Here is a 20,722-nt window from a genome sequence, read left to right as displayed (position 1 = left end):
CTGATGAGAGATGTTCCCGAAGAACTGGCCGCCCGCCTTGAAAACGGTACGGCGACGCTGGCCCATGCGTGGATTGTTCGTCGCAATGACGCGGTCCGGCTGGGGTTCACCGATCACGACCGTGATCTGATCGTCGAAGGCGTCACCTGTCTGGCCGGGAGTGGATGGACCGGAGGGGCTGTGGACGCCGCGCTTGGCGCGCCCGGTACGGCCTCCGTGAGTGGGGGGCTGGACGATGACGCGATCACCGAGGCGGATATCGACGAAGGGCTCTATGACGCGGCGGGTGTCGAGCTCTGGAAGGTGGACTGGTCGCGACCGGACCTGAGAGTGAGGCTGTGGAGCGGACGGCTTTCGAGAGTTCGGCGCGAGGGCGCCGGCTTCACCGCCGATCTGGAAGGACCTGCCGCGGCGCTGGATCGGGTGGTGGGACGGACGCTGGGCCGGGACTGCGACGCGGAGCTGGGCGACGGGCGGTGCGGTGTCGATCTGTCGACCTTTCCCGGCCTCAAATGCAATCGTCGTTGGGAGACCTGTCAGCGGGTCTTTCAGAATACCCGAAACTTCCGCGGCTATCCGGACATGCCGGGCGATGACTTTCTGACCACTATTCCTGTCGAGGGCGGGCGCAATGACGGCGGTAGCCGGAGATGAGGGCGCGAGCACTGGAGGTGGCGCGAGCCTGGGTGGGAACGCCCTACCGGCATCAGGCCAGCGTCAGGGGACATGGGGCGGACTGCCTGGGTCTGCTACGAGGCATATGGCGCGAGATCGTCGGAGCCGAGCCGGAAGCCATCCCAGCCTATCAGGCCGACTGGGCTGAGGTCGGCGGGGAGGAAGCGCTCTGGGCGGCCGCGCGACGGTGGCTGGTCGAGATACCGGTGGCGCGTGCGCGGCCCGGCGATGTGCTGCTGTTTCGCATGCAGCCGCATGCGCCGGCCAAACACTGCGCTGTTCTGGGCAATGACATCAACGAAGGACGGATGATCCACGCCTATTGGGGGCGCGCGGTCGTCGAAAGCTGGATGGGGCGCTGGTGGCGGTCGCGGCTGGTCGCAGCCTTTACCTGGCCCGCGCCGGCAGTTGCGAAGGATTTCTGAAATGGCGCAGGTGATCCTGGGCGGCATCGGGCAGGCGCTCGGCGGTCCCCTCGGCAAGGCGGTTGGCGGCATCATCGGTCAAGGTCTGGACCGGAGCCTGGTCGCGGGGCTTGAGACGCCGCGACAGCGTGGACCGAGACTGGAGAGCCTGAAGATCCAGGGCTCCGCCGAGGGGGCGCCCCTCTGCTGCGTCTTCGGTCGCGCACGAGTAACAGGGACAGTCATCTGGGCCGCCCGCTTTCGCGAGGACCGGCACACCTCATCGCCCGGTAAAGGAGCGCCCAGACGCGTCGAGTACGGCTACTCCCTGAGCTTCGCCGTTGCGGTGTGTGAAGGAGAGATCGACGGCATCGGTCGGATCTGGGCCGACGGCCAGCCGATGGATGTTTCCTCCGTGGCCTTTCGGGTCCACCGCGGCGGTGAGGATCAGAACCCCGATCCCCTGATCGAAGCGGTTGAAGGAGACGCGCCGGCCTATCGCGGGACCGCCTATGTCGTTTTCGAGGATCTTCCGCTGGGCGCCTTCGGAAATCGGGTTCCGCAGCTTGCATTCGAGGTCTTCCATCGACCGCGCGGACAGACGCCGGGGCTTGAGGATCGTCTGGAAGGTGTCTGCCTGATCCCGGGCGCGGGTGAGTTCGTCCTGGCCACCGAGCCGGTCATGCGCCGCGAGGGTTTGACGCGAACCTTGCCGGAGAACGTGCATGGCGGGGGCGCGGCGGATCTTCTCACCTCCCTTGATCTGCTGCAGGCGCAACTGCCGAACCTGAAGCGGGTTAGCCTGGTGATCGGCTGGTTCGGTGACGACCTGCGGGCCGCGCATTGCCGGGTTCGACCGGGAGTGGAGCGACGTGACAAGTTGACAGAGCCGCTGGTCTGGACCGTCGCCGGTCTGGACCGCGCCGAGGCGCACCTGATCTCGGGTGCGAACGGTGGACCGGCTTACGGCGGGACGCCGTCCGACGACACTGTTCGTCAGGCGATCACCGAACTGAAGTCGCGGGGGCTGGAGGTCACGCTTTATCCCTTCCTCTTTATGGACATGCCGGAGGACAACAGCCTGCCGGGCCTTGAGGGCGAGGCGCGACAGGCGGCCTATCCCTGGCGGGGGCGTGTGCGGGGGCGGGACGGCGCCGAGGCGGACGCCGATGTTGAGGCGATGTTCGGTACGGCGGGCGGCTGGGGCCTGCGGCGCCTTGCGTTGCATTATGCCCGGATGGCGGCGGACGCCGGTGCTGACGGCCTGCTGATCGGCTCGGAAATGCGAGGGCTGACCCTGACGCGAAACAGCGCGGGCGATTTTCCGGCGGTCGCGGCGCTGCAGACACTGGCCGCGGAATGCCGGGTGATCGTCGGGCCGAATGTGAAGCTGTCCTATGCCGCAGACTGGTCGGAGTACGCGGGATCGAGAGCGGACGGGGAGGTGCGGTTCCACCTCGATCCGCTGTGGGCTGATCCGAACGTCGATTACGTGGGGATCGACTGGTATCCGCCGCTGGGAGACTGGAGGGCCGGTGATGGCGGCCTTGATGCCGATGCCTATGCGGGGCCTGATGATCCGGCCTATCTCGCCGCACAGATCGCCGGTGGTGAGGGGTTTGACTGGTTCTATGAGAATGATCTGGATCGGCTGAACCAGATCCGGACGCCTGTCATCGACACCCATGCCGGCGAGGACTGGGTCTTTCGGGTCAAGGATCTGGCCGGGTGGTGGGGCCATGCACACCATGAGAGATCAGGCGGTCTGCGCGACGAGACGCCCACGGCCTGGATCCCGGGGATGAAGCCCATCCGTTTGACGGAGTTCGGCTGTGGTGCGGTCGATCGCGGCGGCAATGCGCCCAACCTCTTTGTGGATCCCAAAAGCGTCGAGACCGCGCTACCGCCCTTCTCCACGGGCGCCCGGGATGACCGCATGCAGAGACGCGCGCTTGAGGCGACGCTGGCGCATTTCGAGACCGGCAATCCGGTGTCCGGCGTCTATGGCGGGCCGATGCTTGAGGCAGCGGACGCCTGGTGCTGGGACGCCCGTCCCTGGCCGGCCTTCCCGGCTCGCCAGGATGTGTGGGCGGACGCCTCCGCCTGGCGTCGCGGACACTGGCTGAACGGCAGGCTGCATGGCGAAACCCGCGATCTGATCGAAGCCATCCTGAAGCGGGGCGGCGTCGAGGTGAGCGAGATCGGCCCGATCACCGGCGAGGTGCAGGGCTATGTGATCGATCGCCCGATGCCGACGAAGGACGCCTTGGCGCCGTTGGTCGGTGCCCTTGGCCTCCATGTCGCGGAGCGTGGCGGCGATGTCGCCCTGACGGCGAACAGCGAAAGGATGGTCGCACTCTCGCAGGCCGATCTGGCGATGCCGGACGAGGGCCAGGCGCTTCAAAAGGATCGCAAGCTGGATCGTGCACCGACGGCCGCCCGGGTACGCTTTATCGACGGTGATCGGGACTACAGGACAAGCGCGGTCCTGGCGCGCACGTCCGGTGACGGAGGCGGCGTGGACCTGGATTTCCCGGCGGTCTGCGGTCGGGCTCTGGCGGAGACAGCCGCGCAACGTGCGCTGCATGAGGGCGCCGAGGCCCGTCTTGTGGCGAGGCTCGGACCGCTCGCCTCGCTGCGACTGGAGCCGGGGGATGTGGTCGGTCTTGCAGGGCAGGTTGGAGATTGGCGGGTCGCGCGGCTGGATTTCGCCGAGGCTGTCTCGGCGGAACTGGAGCCCGTCCTTGCGCCGATGGCCCCAGCGACCGATGACGAGGCGCCGACGGTCGCGCCGACAGATCCGGCGGTGGGTGCGCCGTTCCTCCGCATGCTGGAAACACCGCCTCTTCCAGGCGGAGAGGACGATCCCCGTCCCTTCGCGGTGGTCGCCGGCATGCCCTGGCGGCCGCAGGAGGTGCGTGCGGGAGCCTCGGCGACCACCCAGACAGTGCGCGTCGAGGTGGCGCGTTCGGCGACGGTGGGCACGCTGACAAGCGCGCTGCGCATTGGCGCACGGTATCGCTGGAACGCGGCCTCGTTGACTGTGCGAGTCGAGGGGCGTGCGCCGGAGAGTCGACCCACCGAAGCCGTTCTGGCCGGCGCCAACAGCCTGGCGGTCGAGACGCCGGACGGGTGGGAGCTGGTCCAGTTTCGTGACGCTCAGCTGGTCGGTGATGATGTCTGGCGGCTGTCCGGCCTGTTGCGCGCACAGCGGGGCACCGAGGCGGCGATGCGGGTCGGAGCGGAGCCGGGCGCTGTCGTCGTGTTTCTGGATGACCTCGAGTCTCGGGCGTCCCTGTCGCCGGGCGAGCGCGGTCTTCCGTTGATCTGGCGCGCCTCGCCCGTCGGCTCGGCGGGCGGGGGAAGCACCACAGAAGTGCGATGGATCGCGTCCGGCATTCACGAACGACCGTTCAGTCCGGCCCACCTGCGGGCGACGCCGGACGGAGATGGCGGGCTGCGGATCGACTGGACGCCGAGAGATCGCCTCGACGCGGATGGCTGGGGCGCGGGAGTCGCCTCGGGTGAGACGTCGCGCTTCAGGGTGTCTGTCGTTGCCGGGGACGGCATCGTGCGGGCGCGTCAGGTCGAGGCGACCTCCGTGACCTACGACGCCACGGACTTCCCCGATGGCCTTTCCGGCGAGGTCACGGTCAGCGTGGCGCAGTGGGCCGAAGGCTATGGCTGGGGAGAACAAGCCAGAATCAGCCTTTGAAAGCACGACTGTCTGCGAGAGGAGTTTGCGGAATCCGCCGGATGGCCTAACTGAAATGCTCGGTGTGTGGAGCAGGAGTACACTCGAACGTGGCTGGCGATCCCTACAAGGAACTGGGCGTGGCCCGGGGCGCGAGTCAGGACGAGATCAAGAAGGCGTTCCGCAAGCTCGCCAAGGATCTGCATCCCGACAAGAATCCCGGCGACAAGGCCGCCGAAGACCGCTTCAAGCAGGTGACGGCGGCGTTCGACATTCTCGGCGACAAGGACAAGCGCGCGAAATTCGACCGGGGCGAGATCGACGCGGACGGACGCGAACAGTTTCGCGGCTTCGGCGGCGGCGCGGGCGGCGGACGCGGGCCGGGCGGCTTTGGTCAGGGGCCGTTCGGACAGGGCGGCCAGCGTGGCGGGTTCGAGAACATCGACCTGGATGAAATCTTCGGCGGCATGTTCGGCGGCGGAGCCCGACCGGGTGGTGGTCGCGCCGGGCCGGCCAAGGGGCAGGACGTCCGCGCCACGCTTGAGATCAGCCTTGAGGATTCCATCTCGGGCGCGACCCGTCGAATCCAGTTCTCTGATGGCCGCACGCTGGACGTGGCTATCCCCAAGGGCGCGGGCGACGGCCAGACGATCCGTCTGAAGGGGCAGGGGATGCCCGGTCGCGGCGGTGAGAACGGCGACGCCCTGATCGAGCTTAAACTGGCCACGCATCCGGTCTTCACGCGCGAGGGCGCCGACCTGACGATGAACCAGCCGGTGCCGCTCTATGACGCGGTGCTGGGCGGCAAGGTGCCGCTTCGTACTCCGGAAGGTACGGTCAGCATGACCATTCCGGCGGGCTCTAGTTCGGGCAAGGTGCTGCGCCTGAAAGGGCGAGGCGCGTTCGCTAACGGCAAGCGTGGCGATCTGTTGGCGACGCTGATGATCGTGCTGCCGGAAGGAGACGAAGCGCTGACGAAGCTGGCGCAGAAGGCGCGCGACGAGGGGCCGATCCGGCCGTTCCGGGACTGAACGGGAATGACCAGCAAGCCGAACGCCAAGCCTGAGCGGCCCTGGTTCTCGTCCGGACCGACCGCGAAGCGACCGGGGTGGTCGTCGCAGGCCATATCCCATGAGCTGCTGGGTCGCGGCATCCGCGCCCCTGAAGTTGTCGCCCGCTTCGCCCATGGGCTGAAGCTGACCCGCGAACTGCTGCAGGTCCCGGAAGACTGGGTCATGGTCTATGTGCCCGGTTCCGACACCGGGGCGGTCGAGGCGGCCATGTGGTCCATGCTGGGCGAACGTCCCGTGCAGGTTCTGGCTTTCGAGAATTTCGGGAAGGTCTGGGCGACCGATGCGAAGACGCATCTGAACCTTGATCCGGAAATCATCTCCGCGGCATGGGGCCAGTTCCCGGATGTTTCGCGCATTGATCCGAACAAGGATCTTGTCTTTCCGTGGAACGGCACGACCTCAGGCGTGAAGGCGCCGGGGGCGGACTGGCTGTCGAGCGATCGCGAGGGGATCGTGATCTGCGACGCCACCTCGGCTGCCTTCGCGATGCCGCTGCCGTTTGACAAGGTCGATGTCGTGACCTTCAGCTTCCAGAAGGCGCTGGGCGGCGAGGCGGGCCTCGGAGTGGCGGCGCTGTCGCCCAGGGCGGTGGCGCGGCTGGACCGCTACGCGCCGCCGCGCCCGATCCCGAAGGTTCTGCGTCTGCGCGACGACAAGGGCTTTGATCGCCTGCTCGCCACTGGCTCGATGCTCAACACGTTTTCGGTGTGGACGCTGGAGGACTGGATCGACGGGGTCGAGTGGGGGCTGGCGATCGGCGGGCTCGACGCCCTGATCGCGCGCACCGACGCGAACGCGGCCGCTCTGGATCATTGGGTCGCTCGCACGCCGTGGATCGAGTACCTCGCCGAAACCTCCGACATCCGATCGACGACTTCAGTCTGCCTCAAGGTCGTTGATCCGCGGGTTCAGGCGATGAACGACGAGGCGCGTCGCGACTTCGTCACCCACATGAAGGTGCTGGTCGAGGCCGAAGGCGCCGCCTTTGACATCGAAGGCCACAGGAACGCCCCCGCCGGCTTGCGCATCTGGTGCGGCTGTACGGTGGATGTGGCGGATATCGAGGCTCTGACGCCCTGGCTCGACTGGGCGTTCGAAATGGCTATCGTAGAATATTCCGCCGACTGAGCAGGACACCCGGCGATTCCCCCGCTATAGGCTGCGCCCGCATTCCGGAAACCGGACAAGCGGAGAAGTGTCTTGGCGAACGTCGCAGTGGTCGGCGCCCAGTGGGGCGACGAGGGCAAGGGCAAGATCGTGGACTGGCTGTCCAACCGCGCCGACGTGGTCGTGCGGTTCCAGGGTGGTCACAACGCGGGCCATACGCTGGTCGTCGGCAATCAGGTCTACAAGCTGGCGCTGCTGCCGTCGGGCGTGGTGCAGGGCAAGCCTTCCGTCATCGGCAACGGCGTGGTGGTCGACCCCTGGCATCTCGTGAAGGAGATCGAGGGCATTCGCGCCCAAGGCGTCGACATCACCCCGGACCTGCTGACCATAGCCGACAACGCCAGCCTGATCCTGCCGATCCACCCCGCGCTGGACGTCGCGCGCGAAGCCGCCGCCAGCGCGCCGGGCGCCAAGATCGGCACGACCGGCCGCGGCATCGGCCCGGCTTATGAGGACAAGGTGGGGCGCCGCGCCATCCGCGTCTGTGATCTGGCCAATGAGGACGACCTCAAGGTCAAGATCGACCGCCTTCGCTCGCACCATGACCCGCTCCGCGCCGGTCTGGGGCTTGAGCCCATCGACCCTGAAGCCCTGTTGGCCCAGCTGCTCGAGATCGCGCCCAAGATCCTCCCCTATGTGAAGCCGGCCTGGCGCGTGCTGGATCAGGCGCAGAAGGCGGGCAAGCGCATCCTGTTTGAAGGCGCGCAGGGGGCCTTCCTTGATGTTGATCACGGCACCTACCCCTATGTGACCAGCTCCAACACCGTTGCCGGACAGGCCGCGGCCGGCTCAGGCCTCGGCCCGCGCGGCGTTGGCTATGTGCTGGGCATCGTGAAGGCCTACACCACGCGTGTTGGCGAAGGTCCGTTCGCCTGCGAGCTGGACGACGAGGTCGGTCAGCATCTGGCGACCGTGGGTCGCGAAGTGGGCGTGAACACGGGCCGGGCGCGGCGCTGCGGCTGGTTCGACGCCGTGCTGGTGCGCCAGTCGGTGGCGATCAACGGCATCGACGGCATCGCCCTGACCAAGCTGGACGTTCTGGACGGGCTGAAAACACTGAAGATCTGCGTCGGCTACAAGGTGGACGGCGAGGTGCTGGACTATCTGCCCTCGAGCCTGAAGGCCCAGGCGGCGGCCGAGCCGGTGTTCGAGGAGCTGGAGGGCTGGAGCGAAAGCACCGCCGGCGTCCGCAGCTTCAAGGACATCAACGCCAACGCCATCAAATACGTCCGTCGGATCGAGGAGCTGATTGGCGCACCGGTTGCGCTGCTGTCCACCAGCCCGCAGCGGGACGACACCATCCTGATGCGTGATCCGTTCCAGGGCTAGGGCAAGCCTTTAGCGTTCAACGCAATTTAACCCTGACGCTGCATAAGGGGCGGACCTGAGGAGGTTCGCCCTTGTTCGCTATTGATCGTCGCATCCTCGCCCGGATCGAGCCGGTGACGAAGCGGGTCCTGATCGTGGACCCCAACCCGCACGCCGCGCGGTTGCTGAACGACATCGTCAAGGCGCTCGGTGCACGGGACATCATCATCGAGGCGGATGAGGCGAGGGCGCTGAAGGCCGCCGCCGCTCTTGAGCCCGGTATCATCTTCATCGAGCGCACCGGACCGGGGCTGGACGGCGAAAGTCTGGCTCGCCGCATTCGCCGCTCGGATATGGATTGCCGCCGCGCGCCGATCATCATGGTCACGGCCGAGGCGACCGCGACGACCATTCTCGGTGCGCGGGATTCCGGCGTGCACGAGTTCCTTCGCAAGCCCTTCACCAGCGGCGATCTGCTGAAGCGGGTCGAGAACGTAGCCTTGAAGCCGCGCGACTGGATCGAGGCGGTCGGCTACGTCGGCCCGGATCGTCGACGCTTCAACTCGGGTGAGTACACCGGGCCCGCCAAGCGCAAGGGGGATCGGGCCAGCAGCGGCGTGGCCGCGGTCGAGGCGGCCAAGGATCAGGCCATGCGCATCCTCGCGTCCGCCCTCAACCAATTCGACCAGGATCCGATGCAGGCCGTACGGTCCATCCGCGAGCAGGCCGTTGCGTTGAAGGCGGTGGGCATGAAGCTGTCCGACACCCGTCTGGTGGTGGCGGTTGGCGCGCTGGAGGTCAGCCTGGCGTCCGGCCCCGGCTCCAAGGAAACCCTGTCGGCCCCGATCGGCGCCTTGCTGGCCATGCATCAGGCTGAGCCCATGAAAAAGGCGGGCTGAACCAGCCCGCCTTCATCACTTTTCTCTTTGCGCTATCGCTCGCCGCGCGGCGGCTCGCTGCTTGAGCGCAATCAGGCGTTGACCAGGTTCCGCTCTTCAGCAGCGGCGCGCATGGCCTTCTGCAGCTTCTCGAACGCCCGGACCTCGATCTGACGCACGCGTTCGCGGCTGACACCGTACTCGCCGGCCAGTTCTTCCAGCGTGACCGGATCGTCCTTGAGGCGACGTTCCGTCAGGATGTGCTTCTCGCGATCAGTCAGCTCCTGCATGGCTTCCTGAAGCAGGCCCATGCGCAGCGACTTTTCTTCGTCTTCCGCCAGCTGGGTCTCCTGCGAGACGGCCGTGTCATCGGCCAGCCAGTCCTGCCACTCGCTTTCGCCGTCCGCGCGCAGCGGGGCGTTCAGCGAGGCGTCGCCGCCGAGACGGCGGTTCATGCTGATCACGTCCTCATTGGTCACGCCCAGCTTGGTGGCGATGGCCTCGACGTGTTCCGGATGCAGGTCACCTTCCTCGAAGGCCGAGATCTGGCTCTTGGCCTTGCGCAGGTTGAAGAACAGCTTCTTCTGCGCGGCGGTGGTGCCCATCTTCACGAGCGACCAGCTGCGCAGGATGTATTCCTGGATCGAGGCGCGGATCCACCACATGGCGTAGGTCGCCAGGCGGAAGCCCTTGTCCGGATCGAATTTCTTGACCGCCTGCATCAGGCCGACGTTGCCCTCGGAGATCACTTCGCCGATCGGCAGGCCGTAGCCGCGATACCCCATCGCGATCTTGGCCACGAGACGAAGGTGCGAGGTCACGAGGCGGTGGGCGGCTTCAGGATCCTGGTGCTCGGTCCAGCGCTTGGCCAGCATGAACTCCTCGTCCTTGGCCAGCATCGGAAACTTGCGGATTTCCGTGAGATAGCGCGACAGGCCCTGTTCGGGCGACATGACAGCGAGCGTAGTATTGGAAGCCATATTTCTGGTCCCTCCGACCGTAGTACCGAGCGGGTCCAACGGTATCGGCCACCGAATGTGCACCGACGCCTCACCCCTCAACCGGATAGATGGGGACGGGTTTCCGTCTTTGTCAGAGGCGGATTGTCACACGAAAGCGTGACCGTTGCCCGGGCGCCACTACGCCAGTCGAGGAGGCTTATAGCGGATAGTGCGTCCTTAATCAAGACTGACTTTTCCCAAGGGCAGAGCCGTCCCTTGGAGCCGTTGTTCAGAGGTCGCGCAGAAGGCTTTCCAGCGCCAGCATGTCGGGCGGCGGCTGTGTTTCGAAACGCAGGGCTTCGCCGGTTACCGGATGAACAAAGCCGAGCACGGCGGCGTGGAGCGCCTGGCGGGTGAGACCGGCGTCGTGGACAGCCGCCCGGACCGATGCGGCGGGACTGCCGGATCCGTAGACAGGATCGCCCAGGATCGGCGCGCCCTTTGACGCCAGATGCACCCGGATCTGATGCGTACGACCCGTGTGCAGGGTGCAGGCGACACGGGCGGCGAGCGGCGCGCCTCCCGCGCGGGCGGGCTCGCCGAAAGTCTGCTGCACCACATAGTCGGTGATGGCGTTGCGTCCGCCGGACTTCAGCACGGCCATCTTCTTGCGATCCGAGGATGAACGGCCGATCAGGGTTTCTATCCGTCCCTTCGCGGGATTGGGGGCGCCCCGCGTAAGGGCGATGTAGGTCCGTTCGATGTCGTGGGTGGCGAACAGGGCGGACAGGCCCGCGTGGGCGCGATCCGTCTTGGCGGCGACCATCACGCCGGAGGTGTCCTTGTCCAGCCGGTGGACGATGCCCGGTCGGGCGACGCCGCCTATGCCGGACAGGCTGTCGCCGCAGTGCGCCAGCAGGGCGTTGACGAGGGTGCCCGTCTCGTTGCCCGGCGCCGGATGGGCGGCCATCCCCGCGGGCTTGTCGATGACAATGAGATCCGCGTCCTCGTAAAGGACGGTCAGCGGAATGGTCTCGGGCTGGGGCGTGGCCGGAGCGACCGGGGGGAGGGCGACGGCGTAGAGGCCGACCCGGGCCTTGGCTGAACCGCCGGACACCGGCTGCCCCTCGAAGGTCACCGCGCCTTCCGCCAGCAGGGCCTGCAGGCGCGCGCGGGACAGGGCCGGAAAGGCCTCCGCCAGGGCCTTGTCCAGACGAACGCCGCCGGCTTCGACACGCGCCTCCAGCACGGTCGCATCGTCGTCTTCGCTCAGCAGGGGTTCGTCGGACACCATCCACTCCGCCGCCGGACGGCGGTTGCTCCGTCTAGCATGACGGGCTGTCGGCGGGTCAAATCGCCCGCACAACCAAGCGTAGCCTTGGCGCGCTCGAAATGGTAAATATCGCCGGTCTTCGGGGGACGTCCATGCGCACCGCAGTTTTCAGCATCACATTGATCCTGGCCGGCACGCTGCTGGGTAGTTGCGCGACCATGAGCGAGGCCGAATGCCTCGCCGGCGACTGGACGGGGCGTGGCTTCAGCGACGGCGCCGCCGGCTACTCCCAGAGCCGTCTGGGCGAACATGCCCAGGCCTGCACCAAGCACGGGATCGTGCCGGACGACGCCGCCTATCGGGCGGGATGGGCGCAGGGCGTGGTGCGTTACTGCACCCTGTCCAACGGCTTTGCGCAGGGGCGGACGGGAAGCAGCTATGCCGGCGTCTGTCCTCGCGAGCTCGAGGCCGACTTCCTGCCGGCCTATGAGGACGGCCGTCTGGTGCATGCGGCGGAGGCGGCGATCGCCTCGGCTCGCAGCAGCGTGGACAGCCGCAGCGATCGTCTGAAGGAGCTGGACGACAAGATCGAGGCCAAGCAGGGCGAACTGCGCGCTGAGGGCCTCACGGACGAACAGCGCGATGCGATCCGCAACCGCATCCGCGAAATCCGGCGCGAGCGTGAGGACACCGAGCGGGACTGGCGACGCGCCCAGGACGAGGTTGATGACGCCGAGCGGAACGCCCGCGATCTCCGCTATCGCCTGCAGCGGATCTACGGCGCCTGGTGACGCCGTAGATCGGGCAGGGATCAGGCCCCCTTCGAACCGCCGAAGTGCGGGTCCAGTTCACCCGAGGCGTAGCGCTTGGCCATCTGGGCGGTGGACAGCGGCTTGATCTTCGACGCCTGACCCTCGCAGCCGAACTGCTGGTAGCGCTCGATGCACAGCTTGCGCATCGCTTCCTTGGCGGGCTTCAGATAGGCGCGCGGGTCGAACTCGCCCGGCTTCTCGGCCAGCACCTTGCGGATCGCGCCGGTGATGGCCATCCGGTTGTCGGTGTCGATGTTGATCTTGCGCACGCCGTGCTTGATGCCGCGCTGGATTTCCTCGACCGGCACACCCCAGGTCTGGGGCATCTGGCCGCCGTACTGGTTGATGATGTCCTGCAGGTCCTGCGGCACCGAGGACGAGCCGTGCATGACCAGATGGGTGTCCGGCAGACGGCGGTGGATTTCCTCGATCACGTTCATGGCCAGCACTTCGCCGTCCGGCTTGCGGCTGAACTTGTAGGCGCCGTGGCTGGTGCCCATGGCGATGGCGAGCGCATCGACCTTGGTCGCCTTCACGAAATCGACCGCCTGATCCGGATCGGTCAGCAGGGCCGAGTGGTCCAGCTTGCCCTCGAAGCCGTGGCCGTCCTCGGCCTCGCCCATGCCGGTTTCCAGCGAGCCCAGCACGCCCAGCTCGCCCTCGACCGAGACGCCGCAGCTGTGGGCCATCTGGGTGACGCGACGGGTGACATCGACATTGTATTCGTAGCTGGCCGGGGTCTTGGCGTCCTCTTCCAGCGAGCCGTCCATCATCACCGAGGTGAAGCCGTACTGGATGGCGGTGGCGCAGGTCGCCGGGCCGTTGCCGTGGTCCTGGTGCATGCAGACCGGGATATGCGGATACAGTTCAGCCAGGGCGTCGATCAGCTTGGCCAGAACGATGTCGTTGGCGTAGCTGCGGGCGCCGCGCGAGGCCTGGATGATGACGGGGGCGTTGACCTCATGGGCCGCCTCCATGATCGCGAGGCCCTGCTCCATGTTGTTGATGTTGTACGCCGGCAGGCCGTAGCCTTCCTCAGCCGCGTGATCGAGCAGTTGTCGCAGCGTGATGCGCGCCATCGGTGGTCCCCTGGGTGATTTATTTTGGGGCCGGTTTAGCGTCCCCGGGCGGTGAAGTCACGCCGTGTTACAGGTGGGCGGTTTCGGCGCTCAGCGGCCAGTGAAGACGGCGGTCTGGCGGTTCATGAAGGCGACGACCGCCGCCTGGGCGTCCTCGCTGTTCATCAGGGCGCGGACGTCATCGTAGAGCGCCGCCTTCGCGGCCTCTGGATCGGTTTGCGACAGACGCGCCGACTTCAGCGTGGCGGCCACGCCCAGCGGCGCCTGGGCCGAAATCCGCTCGGCCAGCGCGACGGCGCGGTCCAGCGCCTGGCCCGGCGCGACGACCTCCTGCACCAGACCCAGCTCCCGCGCCTGTTGCGCGTCGAACTCGTCCCCGGTCAGCAGCCAGCGCATGGCGTTCTGATAGCCGCCGGCCTGGGCCATGCGGCTGGTCGCGCCGCCGAAGGGGAAGATGCCGCGCGACACCTCGATCTGGGCGAAGCTGGCGGTCTCGTCGGCGACGACCACGTCAGCGGCCAGCGCCAGTTCGATGCCCAGCGTCAGGCATTTGCCGTGGATGGCGGCGACGATCGGTTTGGGGCAACGCTCGGCGTACAGGCCCCACGGATCAATCCGGGCGCCCGCGGTGATGCTGTCTCCCGCCATGATGCGCGGCGCGACATCGGCGAGGTCCAGCCCGGCGGTGAACATCGGTCCGTGGGCGTGCAGCACGCCGCAGCGGATGTTCGGGTCATCCGCCAGATCGGTATAGGCCCGGGCCAGTTCGGCCAGCATGTCGAAGGTGAAAGCGTTCCGCTTCTCGGGCCGGTTCAGCCCGATCAGGCGGACATGGCCGCGATCCTCGATAGTGATGGTCCCGGCCACGGCGATCGTCCCTTACTTGACCTGCAGCGCCTCGACGCCCGGCAGGGCCTTGCCCTCCATCCACTCCAGGAAGGCGCCGCCCGCGGTCGAGACGAAGGTCATGTCCCCGGCGGTTCCGGCGTGGTGCAGGGCCGCGACGGTGTCGCCGCCGCCGGCCACGGCGACGATCTTGCCGGCCTTGGCCAGTTCCGCCGCGTGTTTCGCCGCCGCGACGGTTGCGGCGTCGAAGGGCGGGACCTCGAACACACCCAGCGGGCCGTTCCAGATCAGGGTCTTCGACCCGTCCATGGCGGCGTTGAGGCGGGCGACGGTTTCGGGACCGGCGTCCAGGATCTTGTCGTCGGCCGACAGGGTCTCGCCGGCCTTGACCGTGCGTGCCTCGGCGCCCGGCTTGACCTCGACGGCCACGATCACGTCCACCGGCAGCAGCAGCTCGCAGCCCTTGGCCTTGGCCTCTTCCATGATGGCGAGGGCGGTGCCGGCCATGTCCTTCTCGGCCAGCGAGCCGCCGATCTCAACGCCTTGGGCGTACAGGAAGGTGTTGGCCATGCCGCCGCCGATGGCCAGCTTGTCTAGCTTGCCGACGAGGTTCTGCAGCAGGTCCAGCTTGGTGGAGACCTTGGACCCGCCGACGATGCCGATCACCGGCTTCTGCGGATTGCCCAACGCCGCGTCCAGAGCCTCCAGCTCACGGCGCATCGACGCGCCCGCATAGGCCGGCAGCAGACGGGCCAGACCCTCGGTCGAGGCGTGGGCGCGGTGCGCGGCCGAGAAGGCGTCGTTCACATAGACATCGCCCAGTTCCGCCAGCTGGGCGGCGAAGGCCGGGTCGTTCTTCTCTTCACCGGCGTGGAAGCGGACATTCTCCAGCAGGACCACGCCGCCCGTGTCCAGATCGGCCAGCACCGCCTTGGCCTCGTCGCCGACGCAGTCATTGGCGAAGCGGACGGGCGCGCCCAGCAGCCGCTCCAGGTCATCGACCACCGGCTGCAGGCTCATGGACGGCACGCGCTGGCCCTTGGGCCGGTCGAAGTGGGCCAGCAGCGCCACCTTGGAGCCGGCGTCCCGCAGCTTCTGGATCGTCGGCAGGGCGACGCGCAGCCGGGTGTCCTCGGTGACCTTCCCGCCCTCCATCGGCACATTGAAGTCCACGCGAACCAGCGCGGTCTTGCCGGCGAGATCCTTGGCGTCGTCGAGGGTGCGGAAGGACAAGGTCAGTCTCCAATTCTTTCTTCTCCGGCGGGAGAAGCGGACCCTGTGGAAGCAGCGTCACGTGGATGATTTTGTATTTGGCGTAGTCCGGCGTCGATGTCTGAATCAAGCGACGTGTGGTGCGGCCTCGAAGGTAGACTTTGAGGAGATTCTACTCATCCCCCGCGAAGGATCGCCAGCACGAGGAAGCTGAACAGGAAGCCGAGGATGACGCCTCCAATCGAAAGGAGAGCGGTCGCTACGACGACGGCTTTGCTCGCTTTGGATAGCCCGGTAATCTTGGCCAACCAAACCCAGAGTGCACCGCAAAGCAGAGCCAAGCCGCCTGCACGGACCAAGACGTCGACGACATACTGATCGTTGTCGTTCCAAGGCGACCCCGAGGCTTGGATCAAGCAATATGCAAGGAAGCCAAGCAGGAGGGCGCTGGCGGTGAACGCGCCAGCGCCTACCGGAGACAATGCTGCGACGACGATCACAGCAAGGTTCCTTGCGAGTGACGGTCTTGCTTTGTCTCCGGCCACAGCCTGGTCTCCGATTACAGGAACTTCGCCATCTGCAGCGCGGTGTCGCTCATGCGCGTCGCGAAGCCCCACTCGTTGTCGTACCAGCTCAGGACGCGGGCCAGCTTGCCATCGACCACCTGGGTCTGCGGCAGGGCGGCGGTCGAGGAGGCCGCGATGTGGTTCAGGTCCGACGAGACGACCGGATCGGTGGTGGTGAACAGCACGCCCTTCATCGGGCCGTCGGCGGCGGCCTGCAGGGCGGCGTTGATCTCGTCCACGGTGACCTCGCGACCGGCGACGACCTTCAGGTCGACGACCGAGACGTTCGGGGTCGGGACGCGGATCGACGAGCCGTCCAGCTTGCCCTTCAGTTCCGGCAGCACGAGGCCCAGCGCCTTGGCGGCGCCGGTCGAGGTCGGGATCATCGACAGGGCGGCGGCGCGGCCGCGGTAAAGGTCCTTGTGCATCGTATCCAGCGTCGGCTGGTCGCCGGTGTAGGCGTGGATGGTGGTCATGTAGCCGCGCTCGATGCCGAACAGGTCGTTCAGCACCTTGGCCACCGGGGCCAGGGCGTTGGTGGTGCAGGAACCGTTCGAGACGATGATGTCGTCGGCGGTCAGGGTCTCGTGGTTGACCTTGTAGACGATGGTCTTGTCGGCGTTCTCGCCCGGGGCCGAGATCAGCACGCGCTTGGCGCCGGCCTTCAGGTGGGCTTCGGCCTTGTCACGGGCGGTGAAGATGCCGGTGCACTCGAACGCGATGTCGACGTTCAGCTCCTTGTGCGGCAGGTTCGCCGGATCGCGCTCGGCGGTCACCTTGATCTTGCCCAGACCCACGTCGATCCAGTCGTCGCCATGCTCGACCGTGCCGGGGAAGCGGCCGTGGACCGAGTCGTACTTCAGCAGGTGGGCGTTGGTGGACACCGGGCCCAGATCGTTGATCGCCACGACCTCGATATCGCGACGACCGTGCTCGACGATCGAACGCAGGACGAGGCGGCCGATACGGCCGAAACCATTGATGGCGACGCGGATGGTCATGGGCGGGACTCCCTTGGGGCTGGTGCCGGAATATAGTTCGGCGCTTCAATGGGACCCAAAGCCCGGCGATACAACCCCGCGACTGTAACAAGACGTGATGAACTGTAACGCTGACGCTTTCAGGCGGCGTCCAGCGGGACCGTCAGCCGGGCGATCAGTCCGCCCCCGGGTCGGTTGGCCAGGGTCACCTCGCCGCCGAAGGCCCGCGCCGCCTGCCGCGCCACCGTCAGCCCCAGCCCGGCGCCGCCGGTCTCGCGGTTGCGCGACTGCTCGCCCCGGCGGAAGGGCTCGAACACGGCCTCCAGCTCCGCCTCGGGCAGGCCCGGCCCGTCATCCTCGATGGTGACCACGGCCAGACCGTCCAGGGCGAAGGCCTTCACCCGGGCGGCGCCCCCATACTTCACCGCATTGCCGATCAGGTTGCCCAGCGCCCGACGCAGGGCCGCGGGGTCGGCCATGACGGGCAGGGCGCCGCCGCCGTCGAAGACCACCCCGGCTCCGGTCTCTGTGAAGCCCGCCGCGCAGTCCGCGGTCAGGGCGTCCAGATCGAGGGGTTCGCGCCCCTCCGGCGTGGTCTCGCCGCGCACAAAGGCCATGGCCTGGGCGATCAGGGCGTCCATCTCCTCGATGTCGGCGGCCATCCGGTCACGCACCGCGTCCGGCGCCTGCTCGGCCCGGAAGCGCAGTCGGGTCAGGGGCGTGCGCAGGTCGTGGGCGATGGCCGCCACCGTCTGGGTGCGCTGCCGGATGTGGTCCCGTAGCGACGCCTGCATGTCGTTGAAGGCGTGAATCGCCGTGCGCACCTCCGATGGCCCGGAGGGCTTCAGCGGCTCGGCCTCGGGATCGGCGCCCAGCCGTTCGGCGGCCTCGGCGAAGACGCGGATGGGCCGCGTCAGTCGCCGCGCCATCCACCAGACCAGCGGGGCCAGCAGCAGGATCGAGATGCCGACCCCCAGCAGCACCCGCTGCTGCCAGGGCGACAGCAGGCCGTGCGGCGGCTCGACCGTCGCCCAGCGCCCGTCGTCCTGCTGCACCGAGGCGGTGAACGGGGCGAAGGTCAGGCGGTCCGCGCGCACGGTGAACTGCTGGACCGAGGAGTTGACCACGATCTGTCCGCCCCCTTCGGGACGCCGCATGGTGAAACGGGTGGTCTCCCCCTCCGCCGACGACTTGCCGGGTATGGGAATGGCGCGGATGACCGGAGCGTCCCCGGTCTTCCCGGCGGCATCGGGGCGGACGAAGACGTAACTGACCTCACTGGACGGTCGCAGCCGTATCTGCGGTCCTTCCGGCGCCGATCCCCGTCTGCGGGGCGGACGCTCGATGGATACACGAACCTGCGACAGGGGAACCCCCAGCCGCTCGGCCAGCGACCCGGCGATGGCGATGGCGACCGGGTCGCGCACATCGCGCTCCGTCCGTTTCGCGGGCTGATCCGTGATCCGTCGGTGCAGCGGGCGTCCGTCCGACGTCTCGGCGGCCTCGCCCTTCAGCGCCCGGCTGGCGGCGTCGATGCTGAACCCGACAGGACGCGGCTCCGGCGACAGCACCACCAGGGCGAAGGTCACCGCCTGCGACAGAACGATGGCCAGCACCGCCAGCGCCGCCACCTGGAACAGGACGGGAAAGGAACTGGGACGCTTCAAGCCGCCCCCCGCTGCCGCTCGACCTTGACGTCGAACATATAGCCCTCGCCGCGCAGGGTCTGGATCATCTCCAGCCCCGAGCCGTCATCCAGCTTCTTCCTCAGACGGCTGATCTGCACATCCATGGCGCGGTCGAACACATCGGCGTCGCCGCCCCGGGCGCGCTCCAGCAGCTGGTCGCGGGTCAGCACCCGCCCCGGTCGCTCGGCGAAGGCCTGCAGAAGGGCGAACTCACCCGCCGACAGGCTGACCATCCGGCCGTCCGGTCGCGCCAGCTCCCGCCGCAGCAGGTCCAGCCGCCAGCCCGCGAAATACAGGGCCGGCCCGGTCGCGCCCGGTTCCTCGCGAGGCCGCCGCAGCACCGCCCGGACCCGCGCCAGCAGCTCGCGCGGATTGCACGGCTTGGCCAGATAGTCGTCGGCGCCCAGTTCCAGACCGATGATCCGGTCGGTGTCCTCGCCCATGGCGCTCAGCATGACGATCGGCGTGCCCTTGCCGGCCAGGCGGCGACAAACCGAGAGCCCATCCTCGCCCGGCATCATCAGATCCAGAACGATGAGGTCCGGCGCGCGCACCGCGATGGCCCTGTCCATTTCCGCGGCCGAGGCGGCGCCCAAGGCGTCATACCCATGCTGGCCCAGGTAGTCGCACAGCACCTCGCGGATGCCGGGATCGTCATCGACGACGAGAATGCGGGACGCGTCTGCTTGCATGGCTCCATTCTGGCCCAGCCCGGCTCCGTCGTCATTTCAGCGCTGAAACATTCCGACAGCCAGATCGGCATTTTCAGCCATCGCATTGAAACTCCGGACGAAGAGTGACCCCCGGTCGGCGATTTCGTGATTTGGCCGTCGCCCGGCCGGCGCCCTAACGTGGGCGGATGATCTTCCGCCGTCTTGTCATGCGACTGGCCGTGCCCGCCGCGATGAGCCTTGCGTTCGTCGCGGCGCCGGCGGTCGTGACCGCGGCGGACGAGGCGCCGTCGGCGGCGGCGCAGCCGTCCCGGGAACGGGCGCGCATGAACCAGAGGGTTTTCGACAGCGTCTGGAGCGAGGTCCGCACCCAGTATTACGATCCGCTTCTGCACGGGATCGACTGGAACGCCGCGCGCCGCACCTACCGTCCGCAGGCCCTCGCCGCGCCCGATGACAGGGCGCTCTATCTGGTTCTGGACCAGATGCTCAATCTGCTGGACGATGATCATGCGGGCGCCGCGTCTCCGGCGGTCGCCCGTCGCCAGGACGCCCAGCGCACCCGGCGCGCGGCCATCGGCGTGACCCTTCGACCGGACCCGGAGCACCCCGGAGACTATCGCATCGAAAGCGTCCGGCGCGGATCGCCCGCCGAAGCGGCCGGGGTTGCGGAAGGCTGGCGGCTGGACATCGCCCAGGGCGGCTGGAGCCCCGAGCAGGACGTGATCGCGGGGCGGACGCTGAACCTGACCTTCGTGGACGACGCCGAAGACCGGCACGTCCTGTCCGTGACCCCCGCGATCCTGGAGCCGCAGCCGGCCTTCGTGGCCGATCGCTCGCGCCCCGGCGTGGTGGTCCTGCGCGTCGATGGATTCGATGCCGGGCTGGGCCGCTGGATGGGCGCTGAGCTGGCGAACCTGCCCCCCGAAACAGGCGTCGTTCTCGACCTGCGCGGCAATCCCGGCGGGCGGCTGATGGAGGCCGACGCCGTGCTCAGCTGTTTCCTGCCGCGCGATCAGGTCTGGGCCACGCGCACCCTGCGCTCGGGACGTCAGGTCGATCTCAGCACCGGCGGCGGCTGTGGCGATCTGGACCAGCCCGTGCCCAATGAGGTCGCCGTTCTGGTCGACAGCGACAGCCGCAGCGCCGCCGAACTGACGCCCGCCGCGCTGCAGGAGGCCCGCCGCGCCGTCGTTATCGGCGAACGCACCGCCGGCGCCGTCCTGATCTCGCAGGACACCCGCTTGCCCGACGGCGGTCGCCTGACCCTCAGCCGCTCCGACTTCGTCACCTCCGGCGGCGTGCGTCTGGAAAAGCGGGGCGTGACCCCGGACGTCGAGGCCTCGCTCTCCCGCGAGGACCGGCGCGAGGGCCGGGATCCGGCGCTGGACACCGCGATCCGGAGCCTGTCGCGTGAAACGGTCTTGGCGGGCCCCGACCGGTCGCTCTAGCATC

Annotated in this window: 18 protein-coding genes; 9 read left to right on the top strand and 9 right to left on the bottom strand. The window is 67.8% G+C overall.

Annotated features, from left to right (window positions below; translation table 11 throughout):
- Window positions 1-3: 3 nt before the first annotated feature.
- The 7 genes from ACFQQC_RS08620 (at window position 4) to ACFQQC_RS08590 (ending at window position 9,220) form a co-directional block, all read left to right on the top strand.
- On the top strand, window positions 4-654 hold the full coding sequence (locus ACFQQC_RS08620; RefSeq protein ID WP_376861632.1) for a DUF2163 domain-containing protein: 651 nt from the start codon (window positions 4-6) through the stop codon (window positions 652-654).
- On the top strand, window positions 651-1,100 hold the full coding sequence (locus tag ACFQQC_RS08615; protein WP_376861630.1) for an NlpC/P60 family protein: 450 nt from the start codon (window positions 651-653) through the stop codon (window positions 1,098-1,100). Before ACFQQC_RS08620 ends, ACFQQC_RS08615 begins: the two co-directional genes overlap by 4 nt.
- Window position 1,101: 1 nt before the next feature.
- A complete protein-coding gene (locus tag ACFQQC_RS08610) occupies window positions 1,102-4,794 on the top strand; it encodes a glycoside hydrolase/phage tail family protein (RefSeq protein WP_376861628.1) in 3,693 nt (1,230 codons plus the stop codon).
- Between the two features lie 89 nt (window positions 4,795-4,883).
- On the top strand, window positions 4,884-5,804 hold the full coding sequence (locus ACFQQC_RS08605; RefSeq protein WP_376861626.1) for a DnaJ C-terminal domain-containing protein: 921 nt from the start codon (window positions 4,884-4,886) through the stop codon (window positions 5,802-5,804).
- A gap of 6 nt (window positions 5,805-5,810) precedes the next feature.
- On the top strand, window positions 5,811-6,974 hold the full coding sequence (locus tag ACFQQC_RS08600; RefSeq protein ID WP_376861624.1) for a phosphoserine transaminase: 1,164 nt from the start codon (window positions 5,811-5,813) through the stop codon (window positions 6,972-6,974).
- A gap of 72 nt (window positions 6,975-7,046) precedes the next feature.
- A complete protein-coding gene (locus ACFQQC_RS08595) occupies window positions 7,047-8,342 on the top strand; it encodes an adenylosuccinate synthase (protein ID WP_376861622.1) in 1,296 nt (431 codons plus the stop codon).
- Between the two features lie 71 nt (window positions 8,343-8,413).
- Window positions 8,414-9,220, top strand: a complete 807-nt coding sequence (locus ACFQQC_RS08590) for a two-component system response regulator (protein ID WP_376861620.1) — start codon at window positions 8,414-8,416, stop codon at window positions 9,218-9,220.
- Window positions 9,221-9,291: 71 nt separating this feature from the next.
- Here the strand turns inward: ACFQQC_RS08590 and rpoH are convergent, their stop codons facing one another.
- Window positions 9,292-10,179: an RNA polymerase sigma factor RpoH gene (rpoH, locus tag ACFQQC_RS08585; RefSeq protein WP_376861618.1), complete on the bottom strand. Its 888-nt coding sequence runs from the start codon at window positions 10,177-10,179 to the stop codon at window positions 9,292-9,294.
- Window positions 10,180-10,429: 250 nt separating this feature from the next.
- The gene (locus ACFQQC_RS08580) at window positions 10,430-11,434 is read right to left on the bottom strand and encodes an RluA family pseudouridine synthase (RefSeq protein WP_376861616.1); all 1,005 of its coding nucleotides are present in this window, start codon (window positions 11,432-11,434) and stop codon (window positions 10,430-10,432) included.
- Between the two features lie 131 nt (window positions 11,435-11,565).
- On the opposite strand from ACFQQC_RS08580, the gene ACFQQC_RS08575 reads away from it, so the two are divergent.
- A complete protein-coding gene (locus ACFQQC_RS08575) occupies window positions 11,566-12,204 on the top strand; it encodes a DUF2799 domain-containing protein (protein WP_376861614.1) in 639 nt (212 codons plus the stop codon).
- Between the two features lie 20 nt (window positions 12,205-12,224).
- On the opposite strand, the gene fba is transcribed toward ACFQQC_RS08575, so the two are convergent.
- The 7 genes from fba to ACFQQC_RS08540 all read right to left on the bottom strand — a co-directional run bounded on the left by fba (window position 12,225) and on the right by ACFQQC_RS08540 (window position 19,288).
- Window positions 12,225-13,304 carry a class II fructose-bisphosphate aldolase gene (gene fba, locus ACFQQC_RS08570; protein WP_376861612.1) on the bottom strand — a complete coding sequence of 360 codons (1,080 nt, stop codon included), beginning with the start codon at window positions 13,302-13,304 and terminating at the stop codon, window positions 12,225-12,227.
- 90 nt (window positions 13,305-13,394) lie between these two features.
- On the bottom strand, window positions 13,395-14,171 hold the full coding sequence (locus tag ACFQQC_RS08565) for a crotonase/enoyl-CoA hydratase family protein (RefSeq protein WP_376861610.1): 777 nt from the start codon (window positions 14,169-14,171) through the stop codon (window positions 13,395-13,397).
- A 12-nt stretch (window positions 14,172-14,183) separates the two neighbouring features.
- Entirely contained in the window at window positions 14,184-15,383 is a 1,200-nt protein-coding gene (locus ACFQQC_RS08560) for a phosphoglycerate kinase (RefSeq protein WP_376861608.1), read from the bottom strand.
- A gap of 155 nt (window positions 15,384-15,538) precedes the next feature.
- Complete coding sequence (locus tag ACFQQC_RS08555) at window positions 15,539-15,862, bottom strand: hypothetical protein (RefSeq protein WP_376861606.1); 324 nt, start codon at window positions 15,860-15,862, stop codon at window positions 15,539-15,541.
- A gap of 59 nt (window positions 15,863-15,921) precedes the next feature.
- Window positions 15,922-16,929, bottom strand: coding sequence for a type I glyceraldehyde-3-phosphate dehydrogenase (gene gap, locus ACFQQC_RS08550; protein ID WP_376861604.1), 1,008 nt, complete (start codon window positions 16,927-16,929; stop codon window positions 15,922-15,924).
- Between the two features lie 119 nt (window positions 16,930-17,048).
- Complete coding sequence (locus ACFQQC_RS08545) at window positions 17,049-18,575, bottom strand: ATP-binding protein (protein ID WP_376861602.1); 1,527 nt, start codon at window positions 18,573-18,575, stop codon at window positions 17,049-17,051.
- Entirely contained in the window at window positions 18,572-19,288 is a 717-nt protein-coding gene (locus ACFQQC_RS08540) for a response regulator (protein WP_376861600.1), read from the bottom strand. The genes ACFQQC_RS08545 and ACFQQC_RS08540 overlap by 4 nt, the downstream gene beginning before the upstream one ends.
- Window positions 19,289-19,455: 167 nt before the next feature.
- On the opposite strand from ACFQQC_RS08540, the gene ACFQQC_RS08535 reads away from it, so the two are divergent.
- Window positions 19,456-20,718 (top strand): S41 family peptidase, encoded by a 1,263-nt coding sequence (locus tag ACFQQC_RS08535; RefSeq protein ID WP_376861598.1) that lies wholly within the window; start codon window positions 19,456-19,458, stop codon window positions 20,716-20,718.
- The last annotated feature ends 4 nt before the right edge of the window (window positions 20,719-20,722 follow it).

It is taken from the genome of Brevundimonas sp. GCM10030266, assembly GCF_042666595.1.
GTDB lineage: Bacteria > Pseudomonadota > Alphaproteobacteria > Caulobacterales > Caulobacteraceae > Brevundimonas.
Note: the sequence above shows the minus strand (reverse complement) of the source record. Positions and strands in the feature narration are given on the sequence as shown.